The sequence below is a fragment of the Curvibacter cyanobacteriorum genome (assembly GCF_028649475.1).
GTDB classification, from domain to species: Bacteria; Pseudomonadota; Gammaproteobacteria; order Burkholderiales; family Burkholderiaceae_C; genus Curvibacter; species Curvibacter cyanobacteriorum.
The window spans coordinates 251,533-270,770 of the sequence record NZ_JAQSIP010000003.1; the positions used below are offsets into that span (position 1 = coordinate 251,533).

At 68.4% G+C, this 19,238-nt stretch carries 18 protein-coding genes; 17 read left to right on the top strand and 1 reads right to left on the bottom strand.

What is annotated here, in order from left to right; all coding sequences use genetic code 11:
* Nucleotides 1-57 precede the first annotated feature (57 nt).
* Nucleotides 58-1,245 (top strand): LysR substrate-binding domain-containing protein, encoded by a 1,188-nt coding sequence (locus PSQ40_RS07740; protein WP_273950315.1) that lies wholly within the window; start codon nt 58-60, stop codon nt 1,243-1,245.
* Between the two features lie 207 nt (nt 1,246-1,452).
* Here the strand turns inward: PSQ40_RS07740 and PSQ40_RS07745 are convergent, their stop codons facing one another.
* A complete protein-coding gene (locus tag PSQ40_RS07745; RefSeq protein ID WP_273950317.1) occupies nt 1,453-2,070 on the bottom strand; it encodes a phenylacetic acid degradation protein PaaY in 618 nt (205 codons plus the stop codon).
* 189 nt (nt 2,071-2,259) lie between these two features.
* On the opposite strand from PSQ40_RS07745, the gene paaG reads away from it, so the two are divergent.
* The 16 genes from paaG to dinB all read left to right on the top strand — a co-directional run bounded on the left by paaG (nt 2,260) and on the right by dinB (nt 19,232).
* Nucleotides 2,260-3,063, top strand: a complete 804-nt coding sequence (gene paaG, locus PSQ40_RS07750; protein ID WP_273950319.1) for a 2-(1,2-epoxy-1,2-dihydrophenyl)acetyl-CoA isomerase PaaG — start codon at nt 2,260-2,262, stop codon at nt 3,061-3,063.
* An 18-nt stretch (nt 3,064-3,081) separates the two neighbouring features.
* Nucleotides 3,082-3,531 carry a hydroxyphenylacetyl-CoA thioesterase PaaI gene (gene paaI / locus PSQ40_RS07755; RefSeq protein ID WP_273950321.1) on the top strand — a complete coding sequence of 150 codons (450 nt, stop codon included), beginning with the start codon at nt 3,082-3,084 and terminating at the stop codon, nt 3,529-3,531.
* 19 nt (nt 3,532-3,550) lie between these two features.
* Complete coding sequence (gene paaK, locus PSQ40_RS07760) at nt 3,551-4,867, top strand: phenylacetate--CoA ligase PaaK (RefSeq protein ID WP_273950323.1); 1,317 nt, start codon at nt 3,551-3,553, stop codon at nt 4,865-4,867.
* Nucleotides 4,868-4,896: 29 nt separating this feature from the next.
* The gene (gene paaA / locus PSQ40_RS07765) at nt 4,897-5,907 is read left to right on the top strand and encodes a 1,2-phenylacetyl-CoA epoxidase subunit PaaA (RefSeq protein WP_273950325.1); all 1,011 of its coding nucleotides are present in this window, start codon (nt 4,897-4,899) and stop codon (nt 5,905-5,907) included.
* 39 nt (nt 5,908-5,946) lie between these two features.
* Nucleotides 5,947-6,237 carry a 1,2-phenylacetyl-CoA epoxidase subunit PaaB gene (gene paaB, locus PSQ40_RS07770; RefSeq protein ID WP_273950327.1) on the top strand — a complete coding sequence of 97 codons (291 nt, stop codon included), beginning with the start codon at nt 5,947-5,949 and terminating at the stop codon, nt 6,235-6,237.
* 10 nt (nt 6,238-6,247) lie between these two features.
* Entirely contained in the window at nt 6,248-7,021 is a 774-nt protein-coding gene (gene paaC / locus PSQ40_RS07775; protein WP_273950329.1) for a 1,2-phenylacetyl-CoA epoxidase subunit PaaC, read from the top strand.
* Between the two features lie 8 nt (nt 7,022-7,029).
* Entirely contained in the window at nt 7,030-7,542 is a 513-nt protein-coding gene (paaD, locus tag PSQ40_RS07780; protein WP_273950331.1) for a 1,2-phenylacetyl-CoA epoxidase subunit PaaD, read from the top strand.
* A 52-nt stretch (nt 7,543-7,594) separates the two neighbouring features.
* Complete coding sequence (paaE, locus tag PSQ40_RS07785; protein ID WP_273950333.1) at nt 7,595-8,686, top strand: 1,2-phenylacetyl-CoA epoxidase subunit PaaE; 1,092 nt, start codon at nt 7,595-7,597, stop codon at nt 8,684-8,686.
* Nucleotides 8,687-8,710: 24 nt separating this feature from the next.
* Nucleotides 8,711-9,334 carry a TetR/AcrR family transcriptional regulator gene (locus PSQ40_RS07790; RefSeq protein WP_273950335.1) on the top strand — a complete coding sequence of 208 codons (624 nt, stop codon included), beginning with the start codon at nt 8,711-8,713 and terminating at the stop codon, nt 9,332-9,334.
* A gap of 66 nt (nt 9,335-9,400) precedes the next feature.
* Nucleotides 9,401-10,549 carry an ABC transporter substrate-binding protein gene (locus tag PSQ40_RS07795; RefSeq protein WP_273950337.1) on the top strand — a complete coding sequence of 383 codons (1,149 nt, stop codon included), beginning with the start codon at nt 9,401-9,403 and terminating at the stop codon, nt 10,547-10,549.
* Between the two features lie 156 nt (nt 10,550-10,705).
* On the top strand, nt 10,706-11,734 hold the full coding sequence (locus PSQ40_RS07800) for a branched-chain amino acid ABC transporter permease (RefSeq protein ID WP_273950338.1): 1,029 nt from the start codon (nt 10,706-10,708) through the stop codon (nt 11,732-11,734).
* A complete protein-coding gene (locus PSQ40_RS07805) occupies nt 11,731-13,566 on the top strand; it encodes a branched-chain amino acid ABC transporter ATP-binding protein/permease (RefSeq protein ID WP_273950340.1) in 1,836 nt (611 codons plus the stop codon). The genes PSQ40_RS07800 and PSQ40_RS07805 overlap by 4 nt, the downstream gene beginning before the upstream one ends.
* Entirely contained in the window at nt 13,563-14,309 is a 747-nt protein-coding gene (locus PSQ40_RS07810; protein WP_273950342.1) for an ABC transporter ATP-binding protein, read from the top strand. Before PSQ40_RS07805 ends, PSQ40_RS07810 begins: the two co-directional genes overlap by 4 nt.
* 60 nt (nt 14,310-14,369) lie before the next feature.
* Entirely contained in the window at nt 14,370-16,412 is a 2,043-nt protein-coding gene (gene paaZ, locus PSQ40_RS07815) for a phenylacetic acid degradation bifunctional protein PaaZ (protein ID WP_273950344.1), read from the top strand.
* A 173-nt stretch (nt 16,413-16,585) separates the two neighbouring features.
* Nucleotides 16,586-17,743, top strand: a complete 1,158-nt coding sequence (locus PSQ40_RS07820) for an alpha-hydroxy acid oxidase (RefSeq protein ID WP_273950346.1) — start codon at nt 16,586-16,588, stop codon at nt 17,741-17,743.
* A gap of 316 nt (nt 17,744-18,059) precedes the next feature.
* A complete protein-coding gene (gene dinB, locus PSQ40_RS07825) occupies nt 18,060-19,232 on the top strand; it encodes a DNA polymerase IV (RefSeq protein ID WP_273951148.1) in 1,173 nt (390 codons plus the stop codon).
* Nucleotides 19,233-19,238: the final 6 nt, after the last annotated feature.

Genomic DNA, 19,238 nt, shown 5'->3' on the forward strand with positions numbered 1-19,238 from the left:
GAGGCGGGACACAAATCGCCTACCATCGCTGCCTTTGCGAACAATATGTAAATTGAGATGATGGACCGATTTCAGAGCATGGCCGTCTTTGTTGCCACGGTGGAAACCGGCAGCATGGCAGCGGCCGCACGGGCGCTTGAGCTCCCGGCCGCCTTGATCGGCAAACAGATCCAGCAGTTGGAAGACCAACTGGGCGCCCGCTTGTTCGAGCGCGTGGGCCCCTGGCAGCGCCTCACTGGCGCCGGCCTGCAATACCACCAACAGTGCCGCAGCATCCTGGAAATGCTGCGCGGTGCCGAAACCGAGGCCCAGGTCACGGGCCTGCAGGCCGCGGGCCAGGTGCGCGTGCACGCGCCGGTGTTCTTTGGCCAGCGCACGCTGGCACCGGCCCTGGCGGACTTTTTGGCCACCTACCCCGAAGTGCAGGTGGAACTGGTGCTGGACGACCGCGCGGCCGACCCGCTGGACCCCGCCGTGGACGCCGTGTTCCACCTGGGCCCGGCTCCGTCCGACGACGTGCACAGCCTGCCCCTGAGCGAGCAGGCCCTGGGCCTGGTGGCCGCGCCCGCCTACCTGGCGCGCCACGGCACGCCGCAGCGTGCCGAGGAACTGGTGCGCCACCGTTGCCTGGGCTTCATCGCGCCCTTGCCGCCCGAGCCGGTGTCCGAGGCGCGGGGCGAGGAGGCGGACGCCCGTGACGGGCTCGACCTGGCGCTGGCGACCGAAGACGAGGCCGACTTGGAGGCCGCGGCCGAGACCGATTTCGAGCCTGATTTCGAGGCGGACGCCGACCTGGCGCCCGAGGGGGATGCGGACCCAGAGGCAGAGGCAGCGGCCGAGGCAGCGTCGGATGCGCTGGCCGACAGCCAGTTGGCCCCCGCCATCCGCCTGCAAAGCAACAACGCGCTGGCCCTGCACGCGCTGGCCCTGGCCGGCGCCGGCATCACCGTGCTGCCCACCGCCCTGGTGGCCGACGACCTGGCAGCCGGTCGCCTGGTGGCCCTGCTGCCCGAGGCCCCTGCGGTCAGCGAGCCGCTGAGCCTGCTGTTGGCGGCCCACCGCGCCGAAACCCCCGCGTTGACGGTGTTTGTCGACTGGGTGCTGGCCCGTTTCAGGGGCGCCGAAGCGGCCAGCGAATCCGCGTCCGAAACCGCTTCCGAACCTGCGTCGGCGCTGGTGCCCGAGCCGGACCGCTCGTTCGCGCTCGACCCGCAGACCGAAGCCGAGCCCGACCCGGCGGCCTGAGCCCGGCCGGGGCCCCCCGGCACCCGCTGGCCGCCCTGGCGCCCGATGCCGTGCCGGGGGACCGGCCGGGCATCGGCCAGGCGCGATCGGTGTGATTGGTGTGATTGGTGTGACCGGTGTCACCGCTGAGGTCTGCTCGGCGGCCGCCCCGGTCCGCTGCGAAGCCGGGGGCGGGCCCGCTCCTGGGCCCCTGGACGTGGCGTGGCCTCAGGCCGGTTTGGATTCCGCCCGTTTGGTGGCGATCAGTGATTGCACCTCGGCGGCCGGCAGGCGAGGGCGGTTGGCTTCTTCTTCGCTGAGCGGCTGCACCTCCACCAGCGAGGCCTGACAGCGCCGCGTCAGCGCCTGGTAGGTGCGCGTGCCTTCGAGCTTCCAAGCGATTTCTTCCTCGCGCAGTGGCCGGATCACCTTGGCCGGCACCCCTGCCATCAGGGTGCGCGGCGGCACGCGCGTGCCAGCGGGCACAAAGGCGCTGGCCGCGACGATGGCTTGCTCGCCCACCTCGGCCTCGTCCATCACCACCGCATTCATGCCCACCAGGGCATCGCGCCGCACCACGCAGCTGTGCAGCACCGCGCCATGGCCGATGTGGCCGTTTTCTTCGACCACCGTGTCCTGGTTCGGAAAGCCGTGGATCACACAGGTGTCCTGCACGTTGGCGCCCGCGTGCAGCACGATGCGCCCAAAGTCGCCGCGCAGGCAGGCGCAAGGCCCGACATAACAGCCCGGCCCCACCACCACGTCGCCGATCAGCACGGCAGTGGGGTGGACATGGGCGCTGGGGTGGATCACGGGCACCACACCGTCGATGGCGTAACAGGGCATGAACAGGTCTCCTGGTTGGGGATGGGCTGAGCGCGGGCGCGCCCAAGGGTTTTCACTAGGGGCTTTGACTTGCGTCAGAAGAAGTCTCGATAGTATTATCGACCGACTGGACGGTCAAACATAGACCGAAACCCGACCCAGCCCTGCCGAGCCGATGGCGGCGGGCGCGGGGTCACCCAAGGAGACACGATGAGCGACGCCCTGATCCTGACCCGCCAAGACGGTGCGGTCCGGACCCTGACGCTGAACCGGCCGCAGGCCCTGAACAGCTTCACCACCGAGATGCACGCCCAGTTGCTGGCCGCGCTCGACGCGGTGGCGGCCGACGCCAGCGTGCGCTGCGTGGTGCTGACCGGGGCCGGGCGGGGCTTCTGCGCCGGGCAGGACTTGGCCGACCCCAGCGTGGCGCCCGACGCCACCCCGGGCGCCACGCCCAAGGACCTGGGTCAGGTGATCGACCGCTTTTACCGCCCGCTGGTGCAGCGCCTGCGCAGCCTGCCGGTGCCCGTGGTGGCCGCCGTCAATGGCGTGGCCGCCGGGGCCGGCGCCAACCTGGCGCTCAACTGCGACCTGGTGCTGGCCGCGCGCTCGGCCAGCTTCATCCAGGCCTTCAGCAAGATCGGCCTGGTGCCCGACACCGGTGGCACCTGGCTGCTGCCGCGCCTGGTGGGCCGCGGCAAGGCCCTGGGCCTGGCGCTGCTGGGCGACAAACTGAGCGCGGCCGAGGCCGAGCCGCTGGGCCTGATCTGGCGCTGCGTGGACGACGAGGCCCTGGCTGCCGAAGCCCTGGCGCTGGCCAACCGCCTGGCGGCCCAGCCGTCGCGTGCGCTGGTCGCCACCCGTCAGGCCATGGACCAGGCACAGGGCCTGTCGCTGGACGAGGCGCTGGCGCTGGAAGCCCAACTGCAAAGCACCCTGGGCGCCGCCCACGACTACCAAGAAGGGGTGGCCGCCTTTGGCGCGCGCCGCGCCCCGGTGTTCACCGACCGCTGAGCCAGGAGCCCGCTTTCTATGACCGAGACCTCTTCCCCGCTGAGCCCGCAGCAGACCGCCGACCTGGTGCGCGTGGGCATGCTCGCCAACGACAACGTCACCCTGGGCTTTGGCATGCAGATCCACGAGGTCACCCCAGGGGGGGCCGTGCTCAGCATGACCGTGCGCGAGGACATGCTCAATGGCCACAAGACCTGCCACGGCGGTCTCATTTCCACGCTGGCGGATTCGGCCTTTGCCTTCGCCTGCAATTCCTACAACGAACTCACCGTGGCCTCGGGCTTCAGTGTCGACTTCATGGCCCCGGCGCGAGCGGGCGACGTGCTGACGGCGCGCGCCAGCGAGGTGTCCAAGGCCGGTCGCACGGGGGTTTACGACGTCGAAGTCAGCAATCAGAAGGGCGAGCGCATCGCGGTTTTTCGCGGTCGCTCCTACACCCTCAAAGGCAAGCCGGCCGTGGCCGGCTGAAGCATCAGGAGATCCACCCATGACCGTCAAAACCCCCGCCCCCGGCGAACTCGATCCGATCGAAACCGCCAGCCGCGACGAGATCGCCGCGCTGCAACTGACACGCCTGCGCGCCACCCTGCAACGCGCCTACGACCACGTGCCGCACTACCGCCAGGCCTTTGATGCCAAGGGCGTGCACCCCAGCGACCTGAAGCAACTCAGCGACCTGTCCAAGTTCCCGTTCACGGTCAAGAAAGACCTGCGCGACAACTACCCCTTTGGCTTGTTTGCCGTGCCGCGCGAAGACGTGGTGCGCCTGCACGCCTCGTCGGGCACCACCGGCAAGCCGACCGTGGTGGGCTACACCGCCAACGACATCAGCACCTGGGCCGACCTGGTGGCGCGCTCCATCCGCGCGGCCGGTGGCCGCCGCGGCGACATGGTCCATGTGTCCTACGGCTACGGCCTGTTCACCGGCGGCCTGGGCGCGCACTACGGCGCCGAGCGCCTGGGCTGCACGGTGATCCCGATGTCCGGTGGTCAGACCGAGAAGCAGGTGCAGCTGATCACCGACTTCAAGCCCAAGATCATCATGGTCACGCCCAGCTACATGCAGGTGATCATCGAGGAGTTTGTGCGCCAGGGCCTGGACCCGGCCGACAGCTCGCTGAAGATCGGCATCTTCGGTGCCGAGCCCTGGACCGAAGCCATGCGCCGCGACATCGAGGCCAAGGCCGGCATCGACGCTGTGGACATCTATGGCCTGTCCGAGGTCATGGGCCCGGGCGTGGCCTGCGAGTGCGTCGAGAGCAAGGACGGCCCGGTCATCTGGGAAGACCATTTCTACCCCGAAATCATCGACCCGCTGACCGGCGAGGTGCTGCCCGATGGGTCGGAGGGCGAGCTGGTCTTCACCTCGCTGAGCAAAGAAGCGTTGCCCATCATCCGCTACCGCACGCGCGACCTGACGCGCCTGCTGCCGCCCACCTCGCGCGCCTTCCGCCGCATGGGCAAGATCGTGGGCCGCAGCGACGACATGCTGATCATCCGGGGCGTCAATGTGTTCCCGACGCAGATCGAAGAGATCGTGCTGCAGCACGCCAGCCTGTCGGGCCAGTACCAGATCCTGGTGCAGCGCGACGACAAGCTCGACCAGGTCGAGGTGCGTGTCGAGCTGCAACCCGCCGCGGCCGACCTCAGCGAGGCCCAGGTCCAGGAGATCGCGGGCTGGCTGCAGCACCGCATCAAGACCCTGGTCGGCATCAGCACCCGGGTGCAGGTGCTGCGCCCTGATTCGATTGAACGCACGCTCACCGGCAAGGCCCGCCGTGTGATCGACTCCCGCCCTCGTTGAGGCCACCTCCCACCTTGAAGGATTCCCCCATGTACACCCAAGCAATGGACACCATGGCCCGCGAACCGGGCGACGGCAAGAAGGTCATCCGTTCGGCCGAAGAGGCTTTGCTCGAAGAGCGCTTTGAGGCCCGCATCGACGACGGCGAGTTCATCGAAGCCAAGGACTGGATGCCCGAGCACTACCGCAAGACCCTGGTGCGCCAGATCAGCCAGCACGCCCACTCCGAGATCGTGGGCATGCTGCCCGAGGGCAACTGGATCACCCGCGCCCCGACGCTCAAGCGCAAGGCCATCCTGCTGGCCAAGGTGCAAGACGAGGGCGGCCACGGCCTGTACCTGTATGCCGCGGCCGAGACCCTGGGCACCTCGCGCGACCAGCTGCTGGACGCGCTGCACACCGGCCGCGCCAAGTACAGCTCGATCTTCAACTACCCGACGCTGACCTGGGCCGACATGGGCACCATCGGCTGGTTGGTCGATGGCGCCGCCATCATGAACCAGGTGCCGATCTGCCGCTGCTCGTATGCCCCTTACGCCCGCGCCATGATCCGCATCTGCCGCGAAGAAAGCTTCCACCAGCGCCAAGGCTACGAAGCCCTGCTGACCATGATGCAGCACGGCACCGAGGCCCAGCGCGCGATGGTGCAGGACTCGGTCAACCGCTGGTGGTGGCCGTGCCTGATGATGTTCGGCCCGCCCGACGACCAGTCGCCCAACAGCGCGCAGTCGATGCGCTGGGGCATCAAGCGCGTCAGCAACGACGAGCTGCGTCAGAAGTTCGTCGACGCCACCGTCGAGCAGGCCAAGGTGCTGGGCGTGACCCTGCCCGACCCTGACCTGAAGTGGAACGAAGCGCGCCAGCACCACGACTTCGGCACCATCGACTGGAGCGAGTTCTGGCGTGTGGTGGGCGGTGACGGCCCCTGCAACCAGGAGCGCCTGGGTGCCCGCGTCAAGGCCTGGGAAGACGGCGCCTGGGTGCGCGAAGCCGCCCTGGCCCACGCCGCCAAGCACACCCCCCTGCAGCAAGCCGCCTGAGGCCGCTCTGCGCAACCGACAGCAAGAAAGAAGAACCCCATGACAACGCAAAACGAATGGCCTCTGTGGGAAGTGTTTGTCCGCACCAAGGCCGGTCTGGACCACAAGCATTGCGGCAGCCTGCACGCGGCCGACGCCAAGATGGCCATCCAACTGGCGCGCGACGTCTACACCCGCCGCCAGGAAGGCACCAGCCTGTGGGTGGTGCAATCGAACCAGATCGTGGCCAGCGACCCGGGTGACAAGGGCATGTACTTCGACCCGATGGAAGACAAGGTGTACCGCCACCCGACCTTCTACCAGTTGCCCGATTCCGTGAACCACATGTGAGGGGCCCCTGATGCAAGCCTCCATCCAACCGGGCCGCGACGCGGCCACCCAGTACGTGCTGCGCCTGGCCGACACCTGCCTGATCCTGGGCCAGCGCATCGCCGAATGGTGCGGCCACGCGCCCATCCTTGAAGAGGACATCGCGCTGACCAACATGTCGCTGGACTTGATTGGCCAGTCGCGCGCGCTGCTGACCCACGCAGGCCAGATCAGCGGCCTGGGCCACGACGAAGACCAGCTGGCGTTTCTGCGCGAAGAACGCGACTACCTGAACCCGACCCTGGTCGAACTGCCGCGCGGTGACTTTGCCTTCACGGTGCTGCGCAATGCCATGGTGGCCACCTTCTTGAAACTGATGTGGCAACGCCTGTCGGCCTCCAGCGACGCCGAGCTGGCCGCCATCGCGGGCAAGGCCGTCAAGGAAGCGCGCTACCACCAGCAGCACGCGGCCGACTGGGTGGTGCGCCTGGGCGACGGCACCGACGAGTCGGCCCGCCGCCTGCGCGACGCGCTGGCCCAGCTGTGGCGCTACACGCCCGAGTGGTTCGAGGACGACGCCGTCGACCTGGCTGCCGCTGCCAGCGGCCTGGGCCCGCGCTGGTCCGAGCTGCAGGCCGATTGGCGTGCCGAGGTGGGGGCCATGCTGGCCGCCGCGCAACTCGCCGTGCCGGCCGATTCGGCCTACCGCAGCAGCGGTCGCCGCGGCGTGCACTCCGAGCACATGGGCTACATCCTGGCTGAAATGCAGCACCTGCAACGCGCCTACCCCGGGGGGGTGTGGTGAGCCACGCGGTGCCCACCAGCGCTGCCTTGGCCCCGGTCTGGCAGGTGCTGGGCAGCGTGCTCGACCCCGAGGTGCCGGCGCTGTCGGTGGTCGACCTGGGCCTGGTGCGCGAGGTACTGGCCCACGACGACGGGCTGGAGATCGTGCTCACGCCCACTTACTCGGGCTGCCCCGCCACCGAGCTGATCGAGCGCAACGTGCTCGAGGCCGTGGCGGCGGCGGGCTTCGGTCCGGCGCGCGTGACCCTGCGCCGCGCCCCGGCCTGGAGCACCGACTGGATCAGCGCCGAGGGGCGGCAAAAGCTGCTCGACTACGGCATTGCGCCGCCTGGCCCGGTGGACCCCACCGAGGGCGTGCCCATGCAGTTTGTGGGGCGCACACCGTCGGGCCAGCGCCTGCCGTGCCCGCGTTGCGGCAGCCAGCAGACCGAGCGCCTGAGCGCCTTCGGCTCGACCGCTTGCAAGGCGCTGTACCGCTGCCTGAGCTGCCGCGAGCCCTTTGAACACTTCAAACCGATTTGACCCGCCCGGTGACGCCACGCCTTCACAACGACAAGATTCAAGCGAGCCTTTCATGAGCGTACTCTTCCACTCCCTGACGGTGCAGGCCCTGGAGGCCGACACGGCCGACTCCCTGATCGTTTCCTTTGCCGTGCCCGAGCCGCTGCGCGCGGTCTTTGGCTTCACCCAGGGCCAGTACCTGACCCTGCGGGCCACGGTGAACGGGCAGGACCTGCGCCGTTCCTATTCGATCTGCGCCGGGGTGGACGATGCCGAGCTGCGCGTGGCGGTGCGGCGCGTCGAAGGCGGTGCCTTTTCGAGCTGGATCCACCAGTCGCTCCAGGTCGGTGACAGCCTGCAGGTGATGGCGCCGCAAGGCCGATTTTTTGTGCCCATCGAGCCCACCGCACGTCGCCACCATGTGGGCATCGCAGGCGGCAGTGGCATCACCCCGATCCTGTCGATCATGAAGACCGTGCTGGCGCGCGAACCGCAAAGCCGCTTCACGCTGATCTACAGCAACCGCACCCCGGCCTCGACCATGTTCAAGGAAGAGATCGAGGACCTCAAGAACCGCTACATGGCCCGCCTGGCGCTGCACCATGTGTTCACCCAGGAACACGTCGACGCGCCGCTGTACGCCGGCCGCCTGGACAGTGCCAAGCTGGGCACTTTCCTGGGCCAGGTGCTGTCGCCCAGCGACCTCGACCAGGTGTATGTCTGCGGGCCGTTCCAGATGAACGACGAGGCCGAGGCCGCCCTGCTGGCCGCGGGCGTGCCCGCCGAGCGCGTGCACATCGAACGCTTTGGGGTGGCCCAGTCCGCGGCGGGTGACAAGGCGGTCGGTGCGGTGCAGCATGAGGCCCGTCCCGGCGACGCCGAACAGGCCCGCGTGACCATCATCCGCGACGGTCTGCACCGCGAGATCGAGTTCCGCCGCGAGCAGCCCAGCATCCTCGATGCGGCGTCGGCGGCCGGGCTGGAAGTGCCGTTCTCCTGCACCTCGGGCGTGTGCGCCACCTGCCGCTGCAAGGTGCTCGAAGGCGAGGTCCGCATGGAGCGCAATTTCGCCCTCGACAAGGCCGACGTCGAGGCTGGCTTTGTGCTGGCCTGCCAGTCGCATCCGCTCAGTGCGCGTGTCGTACTATCGTTCGATGAACGCTGAGATGACGAAGACGAGGATGCTCTGATGGGACGAGGACGCGCGGCTGGCTACAACGACCAGCGTGAACTGATTCTGGCGCACGCCGCGCATTTGTTTGCGCGCCGGGGCTACCCATCGACCTCCATGAACCAGGTGGCCGAGGCCTGTGGCCTGTCCAAGGCCACGCTCTACCACTACTACCGCGACAAATACAGCCTGCTGGTGAGCATTGCCGAGGGCCATGTCTCGCGCCTGCAGACCCTGGTGCGCGAGGTGGAGGCCGAAGGCCTGCCTCCCGAGCGCCAGTTGCGCGAACTGATCCGCCGCATCGTCGAGGAGTACGCCGATGCGCAGGACGCGCACCGGGTGCTGACCGAGGACGTGAAGTTCCTGGAAGACGCTGACCGTGAGCGGGTGCTCAACCAGGAGCGCGATGTCGTGAACGGCTTTGCGCGGGCCGTGGGCGGCCTGCGCCGCGAGCTGCACCAGGCCGACCTGAGCAAGCCGCTGACCATGCTGTTGTTCGGCATGATCAACTGGATGTTTACCTGGATGAAGCCCGAGGGGGAACTGGACTACGATGCCATGGCCCCCATCGTGGCCGACCTGTTCCTGGGGGGCTTGGGCGCGGTCCACCCCCCCTCCAACACCACCACCACCGCGGGCTGACGCACACCGGGCACCAAGACCCTGCTTCAGTCCATCAACCCATCCATCACAGAAGGAGACAAGACCATGAAACTGCTCAAACCCATCGCCCTCGCGGCCGCCTTGCTGGTCAGCGCGCTGGCCCATGCCGACATCAACGTCGGCGTCACCCTGTCGGCCACCGGCCCGGCGGCTTCGCTGGGCATCCCCGAGAAGAACACCATCAGCCTGATGCCGCAGACCATTGCGGGCCAGAAGGTCAACTACATCGTGCTCGACGACGCCTCGGACACCACGGCCGCCGTCAGCAACACACGCAAGCTGATCTCCGAAAACAAGGTGGACGTGATCCTGGGCTCGACCACCACGCCCAACTCGCTGGCCATGATCGACGCCGTGGCCGAAGCCCAGACGCCGATGATCTCGATCGCCGCCTCGGCGCTGATCATCGAGCCGCAAGACGGCGGCAAGAAGCGCTGGGTCTTCAAGACGCCGCAGAACGACATCATGATGTCGCTCGCCATCGCTGAACACATGGCCAATTCGGGCGTCAAGACGGTGGCCTTCATTGGCTTCTCGGACGCCTATGGTGAAGGCTGGTACAAGGAATTCGTCAAGGCCGCCGAGCTCAAGAAGATCCAGATCGTCAGCAACGAGCGCTACTCGCGCACCGACACCTCGGTCACTGGCCAGGTGCTGAAGATCATGGCCGCCAAGCCCGACGCGGTGCTGGTGGCAGGCTCGGGCACGCCGGCGGCGCTGCCGCAGAAGACGCTCAAGGAGCGGGGCTTTGGCGGCAAGATGTACCAGACCCACGGGGTGGCCAACGCCGACTTCCTGCGCGTCGGTGGCAAGGACGTCGAAGGCACCTTCTTGCCGGCCGGCCCGGTCCTGGTGGCCGCCCAGCTGCCCGCCGATCACCCTGTCAAGAAGTCGGCCATGGCCTATGTGACGGCCTATGAGGCCGCCTTTGGCAAGGGCAATGTGTCGACCTTTGGCGCCCACGCCTGGGACGCCGGCCTGCTGATGACCGCCGCGGTGCCGGTGGCCCTCAAGAAGGCCCAGCCGGGCACGCCGGCCTTCCGCGCCGCGCTGCGCGATGCACTCGAAAACGTCAAAGAGCTGCCCGGTGCACACGGCATCTTCAACCTGTCGCCCACCGACCACCTGGGCCTGGACCAACGCGGCCGCGTGATGGTCAAGGTTGAAGGCGGCACCTGGAAGTACCAGCCCTGATCCGGGCCCCGAGGCGCCCCCGGCCCCGGCCTGGCGGCGACCTCGGTTCTTGTTTCCCCTTTTTCTGTCTCGCAGTGAACAGACCCGCGCCCTGGGGCGCGGGGCGGTCAAACCACGGGCCGGCCTGGTGCCGACCCTGAACCGGACTTCATCATCATGGATTTGCAGATTGCCCTGATCCTGGGGCAGGACGGCGTCGTCAACGGCGCGGTGTATGGACTGATTGCGCTGGCCCTGGTGCTGGTGTTTTCAGTCACGCGGGTGATCTTCATCCCGCAGGGCGAGTTCGTCGCCTTCGGGGCCTTGTCGATGGCCATGATGCAGGCCGGCAAGGTGCCTGCCACGCTGTGGTTGCTGATCGCTCTGGCCATCATCACCCTGGTGGTCGAAGCCTGGCGTCACCAACGCGGCCAGGCGGTGGACTGGGCCTCGACGGCGATCTGGGCCTTGGCCATGCCGGCCCTGGCCAGCGCCCTGGTCTGGCTGGCCAAGCCCGAGGCCTTGCTGCTGCAAGCGGCCGCCGTGCTGGCCCTGATCGTGCCCCTGGGGCCGCTGCTGTACCGACTGGTGTACCGCCCGCTGGCGCACGCCACGGTGCTGATCCTGCTGATCGTGTCGGTCGCTTTGCACGGCGTGCTGGTGGGCCTGGGCCTGCTGTTCTTCGGTGCTGAAGGCTTTCGCACGCCGGCGTTCTCGGACGCGCGCTTTGACCTCGGGGGCATCCCGGTCAGCGGTCAGTCGCTGGTGGTGATCGCCATGGCCGCGGTGCTGGTGGTGGCCATGTTTGTCTTCTTTGAGCGCTCCATCGTTGGCAAGGCCCTGCGCGCCACCGCGATGAACCGCGTCGGGGCCCGCCTGATGGGCATCCCGACCGAGCTGTCGGGCGACCTGAGCTTTGCGCTGGCGGCGCTGATCGGCGCGGTGTCCGGCCTGCTGATCGCGCCACTGACCACGGTGTACTACGACACCGGTTTTCTGATTGGCCTCAAGGGCTTCGTTGCCGCCATCGTCGGCGGGCTGGGCAGCTACCCGCTGGCGCTGGCCGGTGCCGTGCTGGTGGGGCAGCTGGAGGCGTTTTCTTCTTTCTGGGCCAGTGCGTTCAAGGAGGTGTTGGTGTTCACGCTGATCATCCCGGTGCTGTGGTGGCGCTCGCTCAACAGCCGTCATGTGGAGGACGAGGAATGATCACCGCACGTCAATTCACCCTGGCCTGCGTGGCCGCCCTGGCCCTGGTCTGGGGCCTGCTGCCCGAGTTCACCCTGACCGTGATGAGCTACATCGGCCTGTATGCGCTGGTGGCAGCCGGCCTGGTCATGTTGACCGGGGTCGGTGGCATGACCTCGTTTGGTCAGGCGGCTTTCGTGGGCCTGGGCGCCTACGCCACGGCCTGGGTCTGCACCTCGCCCATGGTGGCCGGCTGGTTGCCGGCCGCGTTCCCGCGGGCCTTGTTGCCCTGGGCGGGCTTGCTGCTGGGCCTGCTGGTCACTTATGGGGTGGCCTGGTTCCTGGGCTCGGTCACGCTGCGCCTGTCTGGCCATTACTTGCCGCTGGGCACCATCGCCTGGGGCCTGAGCCTGTACTACATCTTTGGCAACCTCGACGTGCTGGGCGGCTTCACCGGCATCACCGGCCTGCCGGCGCTGACCTTGGGCAGCTTCTCGCTGGCCTCGCCGCTGTACCTGGGGCCCGTGATCTGGGGGGTGTTGCTGCTGGCGCTGTGGGCGCTGCACAACCTGCTGGACTCGCGTGAGGGGCGGGCCATCCGTGCGCTCAAGGGCGGCCGTGTGATGGCCGAATCGATGGGGGTGGACACCGCGCACTACCGCATCAAGCTGTTCGTGCTGGCGGCCCTGCTGGCCGCGCTGTCGGGTTGGCTGTATGCCCATTTGCAGCGCTTTGTGAACCCGACGCCGTTCAACATCAACATCGGCATCGAGTACCTGTTCATGGCCGTGGTCGGCGGCGCGGGCTACCTGTGGGGCGCGGTGCTGGGCGCCTTGCTCATCACCTTGCTCAAAGAGCAATTGCAGGACTGGCTGCCGCGCCTGCTGGGCAGCAGTGGCAACTTTGAAATCATCGTCTTCGGTCTGCTGATGCTGGTGGTCTTGCAGCGCTTTGCCGACGGCCTGTGGCCGCGCCTGAACCACTGGAGCGCGCGTTGGCTGCGCCCCGACACGCGCCAGGCCGCGCCGTCGGCGCGACCCGTCACGCTGGCCCAGCGCACGCTGCCGCCCGCCGGTGAGGTGATCCTGCAGTCGCGCGACGTGAGCCGCCGCTTTGGGGGGCTGCTGGCCAACGACTCGGTCAACATGACGCTCAAGGCCGGTGAGGTGCACGCGCTGATCGGCCCCAACGGCGCTGGCAAGAGCACGTTCTTCAACATGATCTCGGGCGTCGACACCCCCAGCTCGGGCGAGGTGCGCTTGATGGGCGCGGTCATGCAGGGCAAGCCCTCGCGTGATTTTGCCGCGCTGGGCCTGGGCCGCACCTTCCAGCACGTGCGCCTGCTGGGGCAGCGCAGCGTGCTCGAGAACGTGGCCCTGGGAGCGCACCGCCGTGGCCGCCAAGGCTGGATCGCCAGCATGTTGCGGCTGGACCGCGCCGAGGAGGCCGCCATCCTGGCCGAAGCGCGGCGCCAGATCGAGCGCTGCGGCCTCGGTGAGCTGGCCGACCGGCCCGCTGCGTCGCTGGCCCTGGGGCAGCAGCGGGTGGTCGAAATCGCCCGCGCCCTGGCCGGCCAGCCCGCCGCCTTGCTGCTGGACGAACCCGCCGCCGGTCTGCGGCACCTCGAGAAACAGGCCTTGGCCGTCTTGCTGGACCAATTGCGCTCCGAAGGCCTGGGCATTTTGGTGGTGGAACACGATATGGAGTTTGTGATGAACCTGGCCGATCGCATCACGGTGCTGGAGTTCGGTGCCGTCATTGCCGAGGGCACGCCGGCCGAGGTGCAGGCCAACCCGCGGGTGCTGGACGCCTACCTGGGCGGCAGCGACGACCTGGCAGGAGCCGCCGCATGAGCCACGTCGACGTCAAACCCACGCTGCTCGATCTGCAGCAGTTCAGTGTCTTTTATGGCGAGGTCGAGGCCGTGCACCAGGTCCACCTGACGGTGGGCGAGGGCGAGATCGTCACCGTCATTGGTCCCAACGGGGCGGGCAAGACCACCTTGCTGAGCGCGGCCATGGGCTTGCTGCCCTCGCAAGGTGTGCTGACCCTGGCGGGCGAGCGCATCGAGCGCCCCACGGTTGAGGCCATGGTGGCGCGCGGGGTGGCCCTGGTGCCCGAGAAGCGCGAGCTGTTCGGTGAGATGTCGGTCGAGGACAACCTGCTGCTGGGCGGCTTCTCGCGCTGGCGCAAGGGCCTCAAGGACCAGAAGCAGCGCATGGACGAGGTGTTCGACATCTTCCCGCGGCTCAAGGAACGCCGTGCCCAGCTGTCGGCCACGCTGTCGGGCGGCGAGCGCCAGATGCTGGCCATTGGCCGTGCCTTGATGGCCCGCCCGCGCCTGCTGATGCTGGACGAGCCCTCGCTGGGCCTGGCGCCGCTGATCGTGCGCGAGGTGCTGCAGGTGGTGTCCTCGCTGCGCGACCTGGGCGTCTCGGTGCTGCTGGTCGAGCAGAACGCGCGTGCCGCGCTGCAGGTGGCCGACCGCGCCTACGTGCTGGAGATGGGCGCCGTGGCCCTGAGCGGCGCGGCCGCCGACCTGCTGCACGACCGCCGAATCATCGACACCTACCTGGGCCTGGGCGCCAAGCACTGAGGCCTGCGGCACTGGGCCCCGCGGGGCCGGCCGCGCCCACCCCTTTTTCGGAGAAATTTCATGACGCTTCAAAGTTTCATCGGCGGGCGCTGGATTGGCCAGCAAGCCGCCAGTCCCCTGCACAGCGCGGTCAACGGCGCCACCGTGGCCCACACCCATGCCGAGGCCCTCGACTTTGGCGAGGCCGTGCATTACGCGCGGCGCACCGGCGTGCCTGCGCTGATGGCGCTCGACTTCCAGGAGCGCGCGGCGCGCCTCAAGGCACTGGCCAAGTACCTCAACGAGCACAAAGAGTCGCTCTATGCGATCTCGGCCCACACCGGCGCCACGCGCGCCGACAGCTGGGTCGACATCGAAGGCGGCAGCGGCACCTTGTTCGCCTACGCGGCCATGGGCAGTGGCGAGCTGCCCAGCGGCAACCTGATCCACGAAGGCCCGGCCCAGTCGCTGGGCAAGAAAGGCGCGTTTGCGGGCACCCACATCCTGGTGCCGCGCGGCGGCCTGGCGGTGCACATCAATGCCTTCAACTTCCCGGTCTGGGGCCTGTTGGAGAAGTTCGCGCCCACCTTCCTGGCCGGCATGCCCTGCATTGGCAAGCCCGCCACCGCCACCAGCTACCTGACCGAGGCCCTGGTGCGCCTGATCGACCAGTCGGGCATCCTGCCGGCCGGCGCGCTGCAGCTCGTCATCGGCGGCACCGGTGACCTGCTGGACCGCCTGGAAGGCCCCGACGTGGTGACCTTCACCGGCTCGGCCGACACCGCGGCGCGCCTGCGCGTCAACGCCAACCTGGTGCGCCACAGCATCCCGTTCAACGCCGAGGCCGACTCGCTGAACTGCTGCATCCTGGCGCCCGATGTGACGCCGGACGACGAGGAGTTCGATCTCTTCATCAAGGAGGTGGCGCGCGAGATGACGGTCAAGGCCGGCCAGAAGTGCACCGCCATCCGCCGTGCCATCGTGCCGCGCCAGCACCTGGACGCCGTGGCCGAGCGCCTGTCGGCCCGCCTGGCCAAGACGGTGGTGGGTGACCCGGCCCTGGAGGCGGTGCGCATGGGCGCCCTGGCGTCCAAGGCCCAGCAGGCCGACGTGGCCGAGCGCGTGGCCCTGCTGCGCCAGGGCGCCGAGCTGGTCCATGGCGGGGGCACGGCCGACTTCGCGCCGCTGGGCGAGGGCGTGGCCGAGGGCGCGTTCTTCCAGCCCACGCTGCTGTTGAGCCGCCAGCCGCTGAGCCACGACGCGGTGCACGACGTCGAGGCCTTTGGCCCGGTCAGCACCCTGATGCCTTATGACGGTCTGGACGAGGCGCTGCAACTGGCGGCGCGCGGCCGCGGCAGCCTGGTCGGCTCCCTGGTCACCAAGGACCCGGCCACCGCCGCCCGCGTGATCCCGGTGGCCGCGGCCCACCACGGCCGCCTGCTGGTGTTGGACCGCGAGGCCGCGACCGAGAGCACCGGCCACGGCTCTCCCCTGCCCATGCTCAAGCACGGCGGCCCAGGCCGCGCGGGGGGTGGCGAGGAGTTGGGCGGCATTCGCGCCGTCAAACACTACCTGCAACGCGCCGCGGTGCAGGGCTCTCCCACCATGCTGGCCGCCATCACCGGCGAGCATGTGCGCGGTGCCAAGGTGATCGAAACCGAGGTCCACCCGTTCCGCCGCCACTTTGAAGACCTGCGCATCGGCGAGTCCCTGTTGACGCACCGCCGCACCGTCACCGAGGCCGACATCGGCGCCTTTGGCGGCCTGTCGGGCGACTACTTCTACATGCACTTCGACGACATCGCGGCCAAGGAAAGCCCGTTTGGCCAGCGCATCGCGCACGGCTACTTCGTGCTGTCGGCGGCCGCGGGCCTGTTTGTGTCGCCCGCGCCCGGCCCGGTGTTGGCCAACTATGGGCTGGACACGCTGCGCTTCGTCAAGCCGGTGGCGATCGGCGACACCATCCAGGCCCGCCTGACCGCCAAGCGCAAGATCGACCGTCAGAAGAAGGACGCCAAGGGTGTCGGCCAGGGCGTGGTGGCCTGGGATGTCGAGGTCAGCAACCAGCACGGTGAGCTGGTCGCGAGCTACGACATCCTGACCCTGGTGGCCAAGCGGGGCTGAGCGGTGGCTGTGGGGGCTTGATCGGCCCCCGGCCTGTACCGAGGGGCAGCGCTTGGTCGAGCGGCCCGCTGTCGGGGGGCTGTGTATTGAGAGAATTTGTCGGCGGTGTCAAAAATCTTCACGCGACAAATGCGGCCCAGTCGCTACTATTTGCGCTCCTAAGGAGTTGCCCCGTGGCCGATTTATCCAAGATCACCTGCATTGAAGACCTGCGCCGCATCGCCGAGCGCCGCGTGCCCCGCATGTTCTATGACTACGCCGACTCGGGGGCCTGGACCGAGGGCACCTACCGCGCCAACGAGTCCGATTTCCAGGGCATCAAGCTGCGCCAGCGCGTGGCCGTCAACATGGAAGGGCGCAGCACGCGCACCACCATGGTGGGTCACGATGTGGCCATGCCGGTGGCGATCGCCCCGACCGGGCTGACCGGCATGCAGCACGCCGACGGTGAGATCCTGGGCGCCAAGGCGGCCAAGGCGTTTGGCATCCCGTTCACGCTGTCGACCATGAGCATCTGCTCGCTCGAGGACATTGCCGAGCACACCCAGCGCCACCCGTTCTGGTTCCAGCTTTATGTGATGAAGGACCGTGATTTCATCGAGCGCCTGATCGACCGCGCCAAGGCCGCCAATTGCTCGGCACTGCAACTGACGCTGGATTTGCAGATCCTGGGGCAGCGCCACAAGGACATCAAAAACGGTCTGTCGGCACCGCCCAAGCCCACGCTCAAGAACCTCATCAACCTGGCCACCAAGCCCCGCTGGTGCCTGGGCATGCTGGGCACGCCGCGGCGCACCTTCGGCAACATCGTGGGCCACGCCAAGGGCGTGGGCGACCTGTCCTCGCTGTCGTCGTGGACGGCCGAGCAGTTTGACCCGGGCCTGAATTGGGGCGATGTCGAGTGGATCAAGAAGCGCTGGGGCGGCAAGCTGATCCTCAAGGGCATCATGGACGAGGAAGACGCCCGCCTGGCCGCCAACAGCGGGGCCGACGCGCTGATCGTCTCCAACCACGGGGGCCGTCAGCTCGATGGCGCTCCGTCCAGCATCAAGGCCTTGCCCGCGATCGCCGAAGCGGTGGGCAAGGACATCGAAGTCTGGATGGACGGGGGCATCCGCAGCGGCCAGGACGTGCTCAAGGCGCGGGCCCTGGGCGCGCGTGGCACGCTGATCGGGCGCAGCTTTTTGTATGCCCTGGGTGCCTTCGGCGAGGAGGGGGTCACCCGCGCGCTGCAGATCATCCACAAAGAGCTGGACATCACCATGGCCTTTTGCGGTCACACCAACATCAACACGGTGGACAAGGGCATCCTGCTGCCCGGCACCTACTGAGCCCGGGCCGCCCTGGTGGCGGCCCCGACACGGGCCCAGACGGGGGCGCAGAGGGGGACGCAGCTGAGGCATTGGCACCCCGCCTACCACCCCCCCGCCGGTGCGCGGTATGCTTGGCCGGGTGAGCGATCTTCCCCTTGCCCCCGCGACGGCCCAGGTGGCCGATTTGGCCGCGACTGCGGCCCCAGCGGCCGACAGCGTCGGGGCCTCGGGCACCGCCTCCAAGCCCTCGACCTCGGGCCCCCCCACCTTGCCCGCGCAGCCCGGGTCGTCGGCTTCGGCCTCGGGCCGCCAGCGCCGCATCGCCCACCTCGACATGGACGCGTTCTACGCCTCGGTCGAGCTGCTGCGTTACCCGCAGCTCAAAGGCTTGCCGGTGGTCATTGGGGGCGGGCGCCGTGGCGTGGACTCGGTGCTGGCCGCTGGTGCCGACTTGCCGCTGGAGGCGTTTCCGCGCCTGGCTGGCTACACCGGGCGCGGCGTCATCACCACCGCGACGTATGCGGCGCGACAGTTTGGCGTGGGCTCGGCGATGGGCTTGATGAAGGCGGCCCGCCTGTGCCCCCAGGCAATCCTGCTGCCGGTGGACTTTGACGAGTACCGCCAGTTTTCGCGCCGCTTCAAAAGCGTCATCACCGACATTGCCCCCTGCATGGAGGACCGCGGCGTGGACGAGGTCTACATCGACTTCACCGACGTCCCCGGTGGCCAGCGCGAAGGGGGGCGGGTGCTGGCCCGGCTGATCCAGAAAAGCATTTTTGAAGCCACGGGGCTGACCTGCTCGGTCGGCGTGGCCCCCAACAAGCTGCTGGCCAAGATGGCCAGCGAGTTCAACAAGCCCAATGGCATCTCCGTGCTGCAGGCCCATGAGGTGCACGAGCGCATCTGGCCGCTGTCGTGTCGCAAGGTCAACGGCATCGGCCCCAAGGCCGAGCAAAAGCTCGCCGCTCACGGCATCCACACCCTGGGTGAGCTGGCCCAGCGGCCACGGGACTGGTTGCAGGCCACCTTCGGCAAGGCTTATGGGGCCTGGTTGCACGACGCGGCCTGGGGCCGGGACGAGCGCCCCGTGGTCACCGAAAGCGAGCCGGTGTCGATGAGTCGTGAAACCACCTTCGAGCGCGACCTGCATGCGCGCCACGACCGTGCCGAACTGGGGCAGATCTTCACCCAGCTGTGCGAACGCGTGGCCGCCGATCTGCAGCGCAAGGGCTATGTGGGGCGCACCATCGGGGTCAAGCTGCGCTATGACGACTTCCGCATCGTGACCCGCGACCAGACCCTGGCCGAACCGACCGCAGACGCGGCCCGCATCCGCCTGACCGCCGGTCAGTGCCTCAAGCGGGTCGATCTGACGCGCCGCTTTCGCTTGCTGGGGGTGCGGGTCGGTGGTCTGCAGCGCCTGGGTGAGGATGGTTTGCCGCTGCCTGTGCCAGGCCCAGCCCCGGGCGCTTTGCCACCCCGAGCCCCCATGGACCAATTGTTCTGAGCCCAC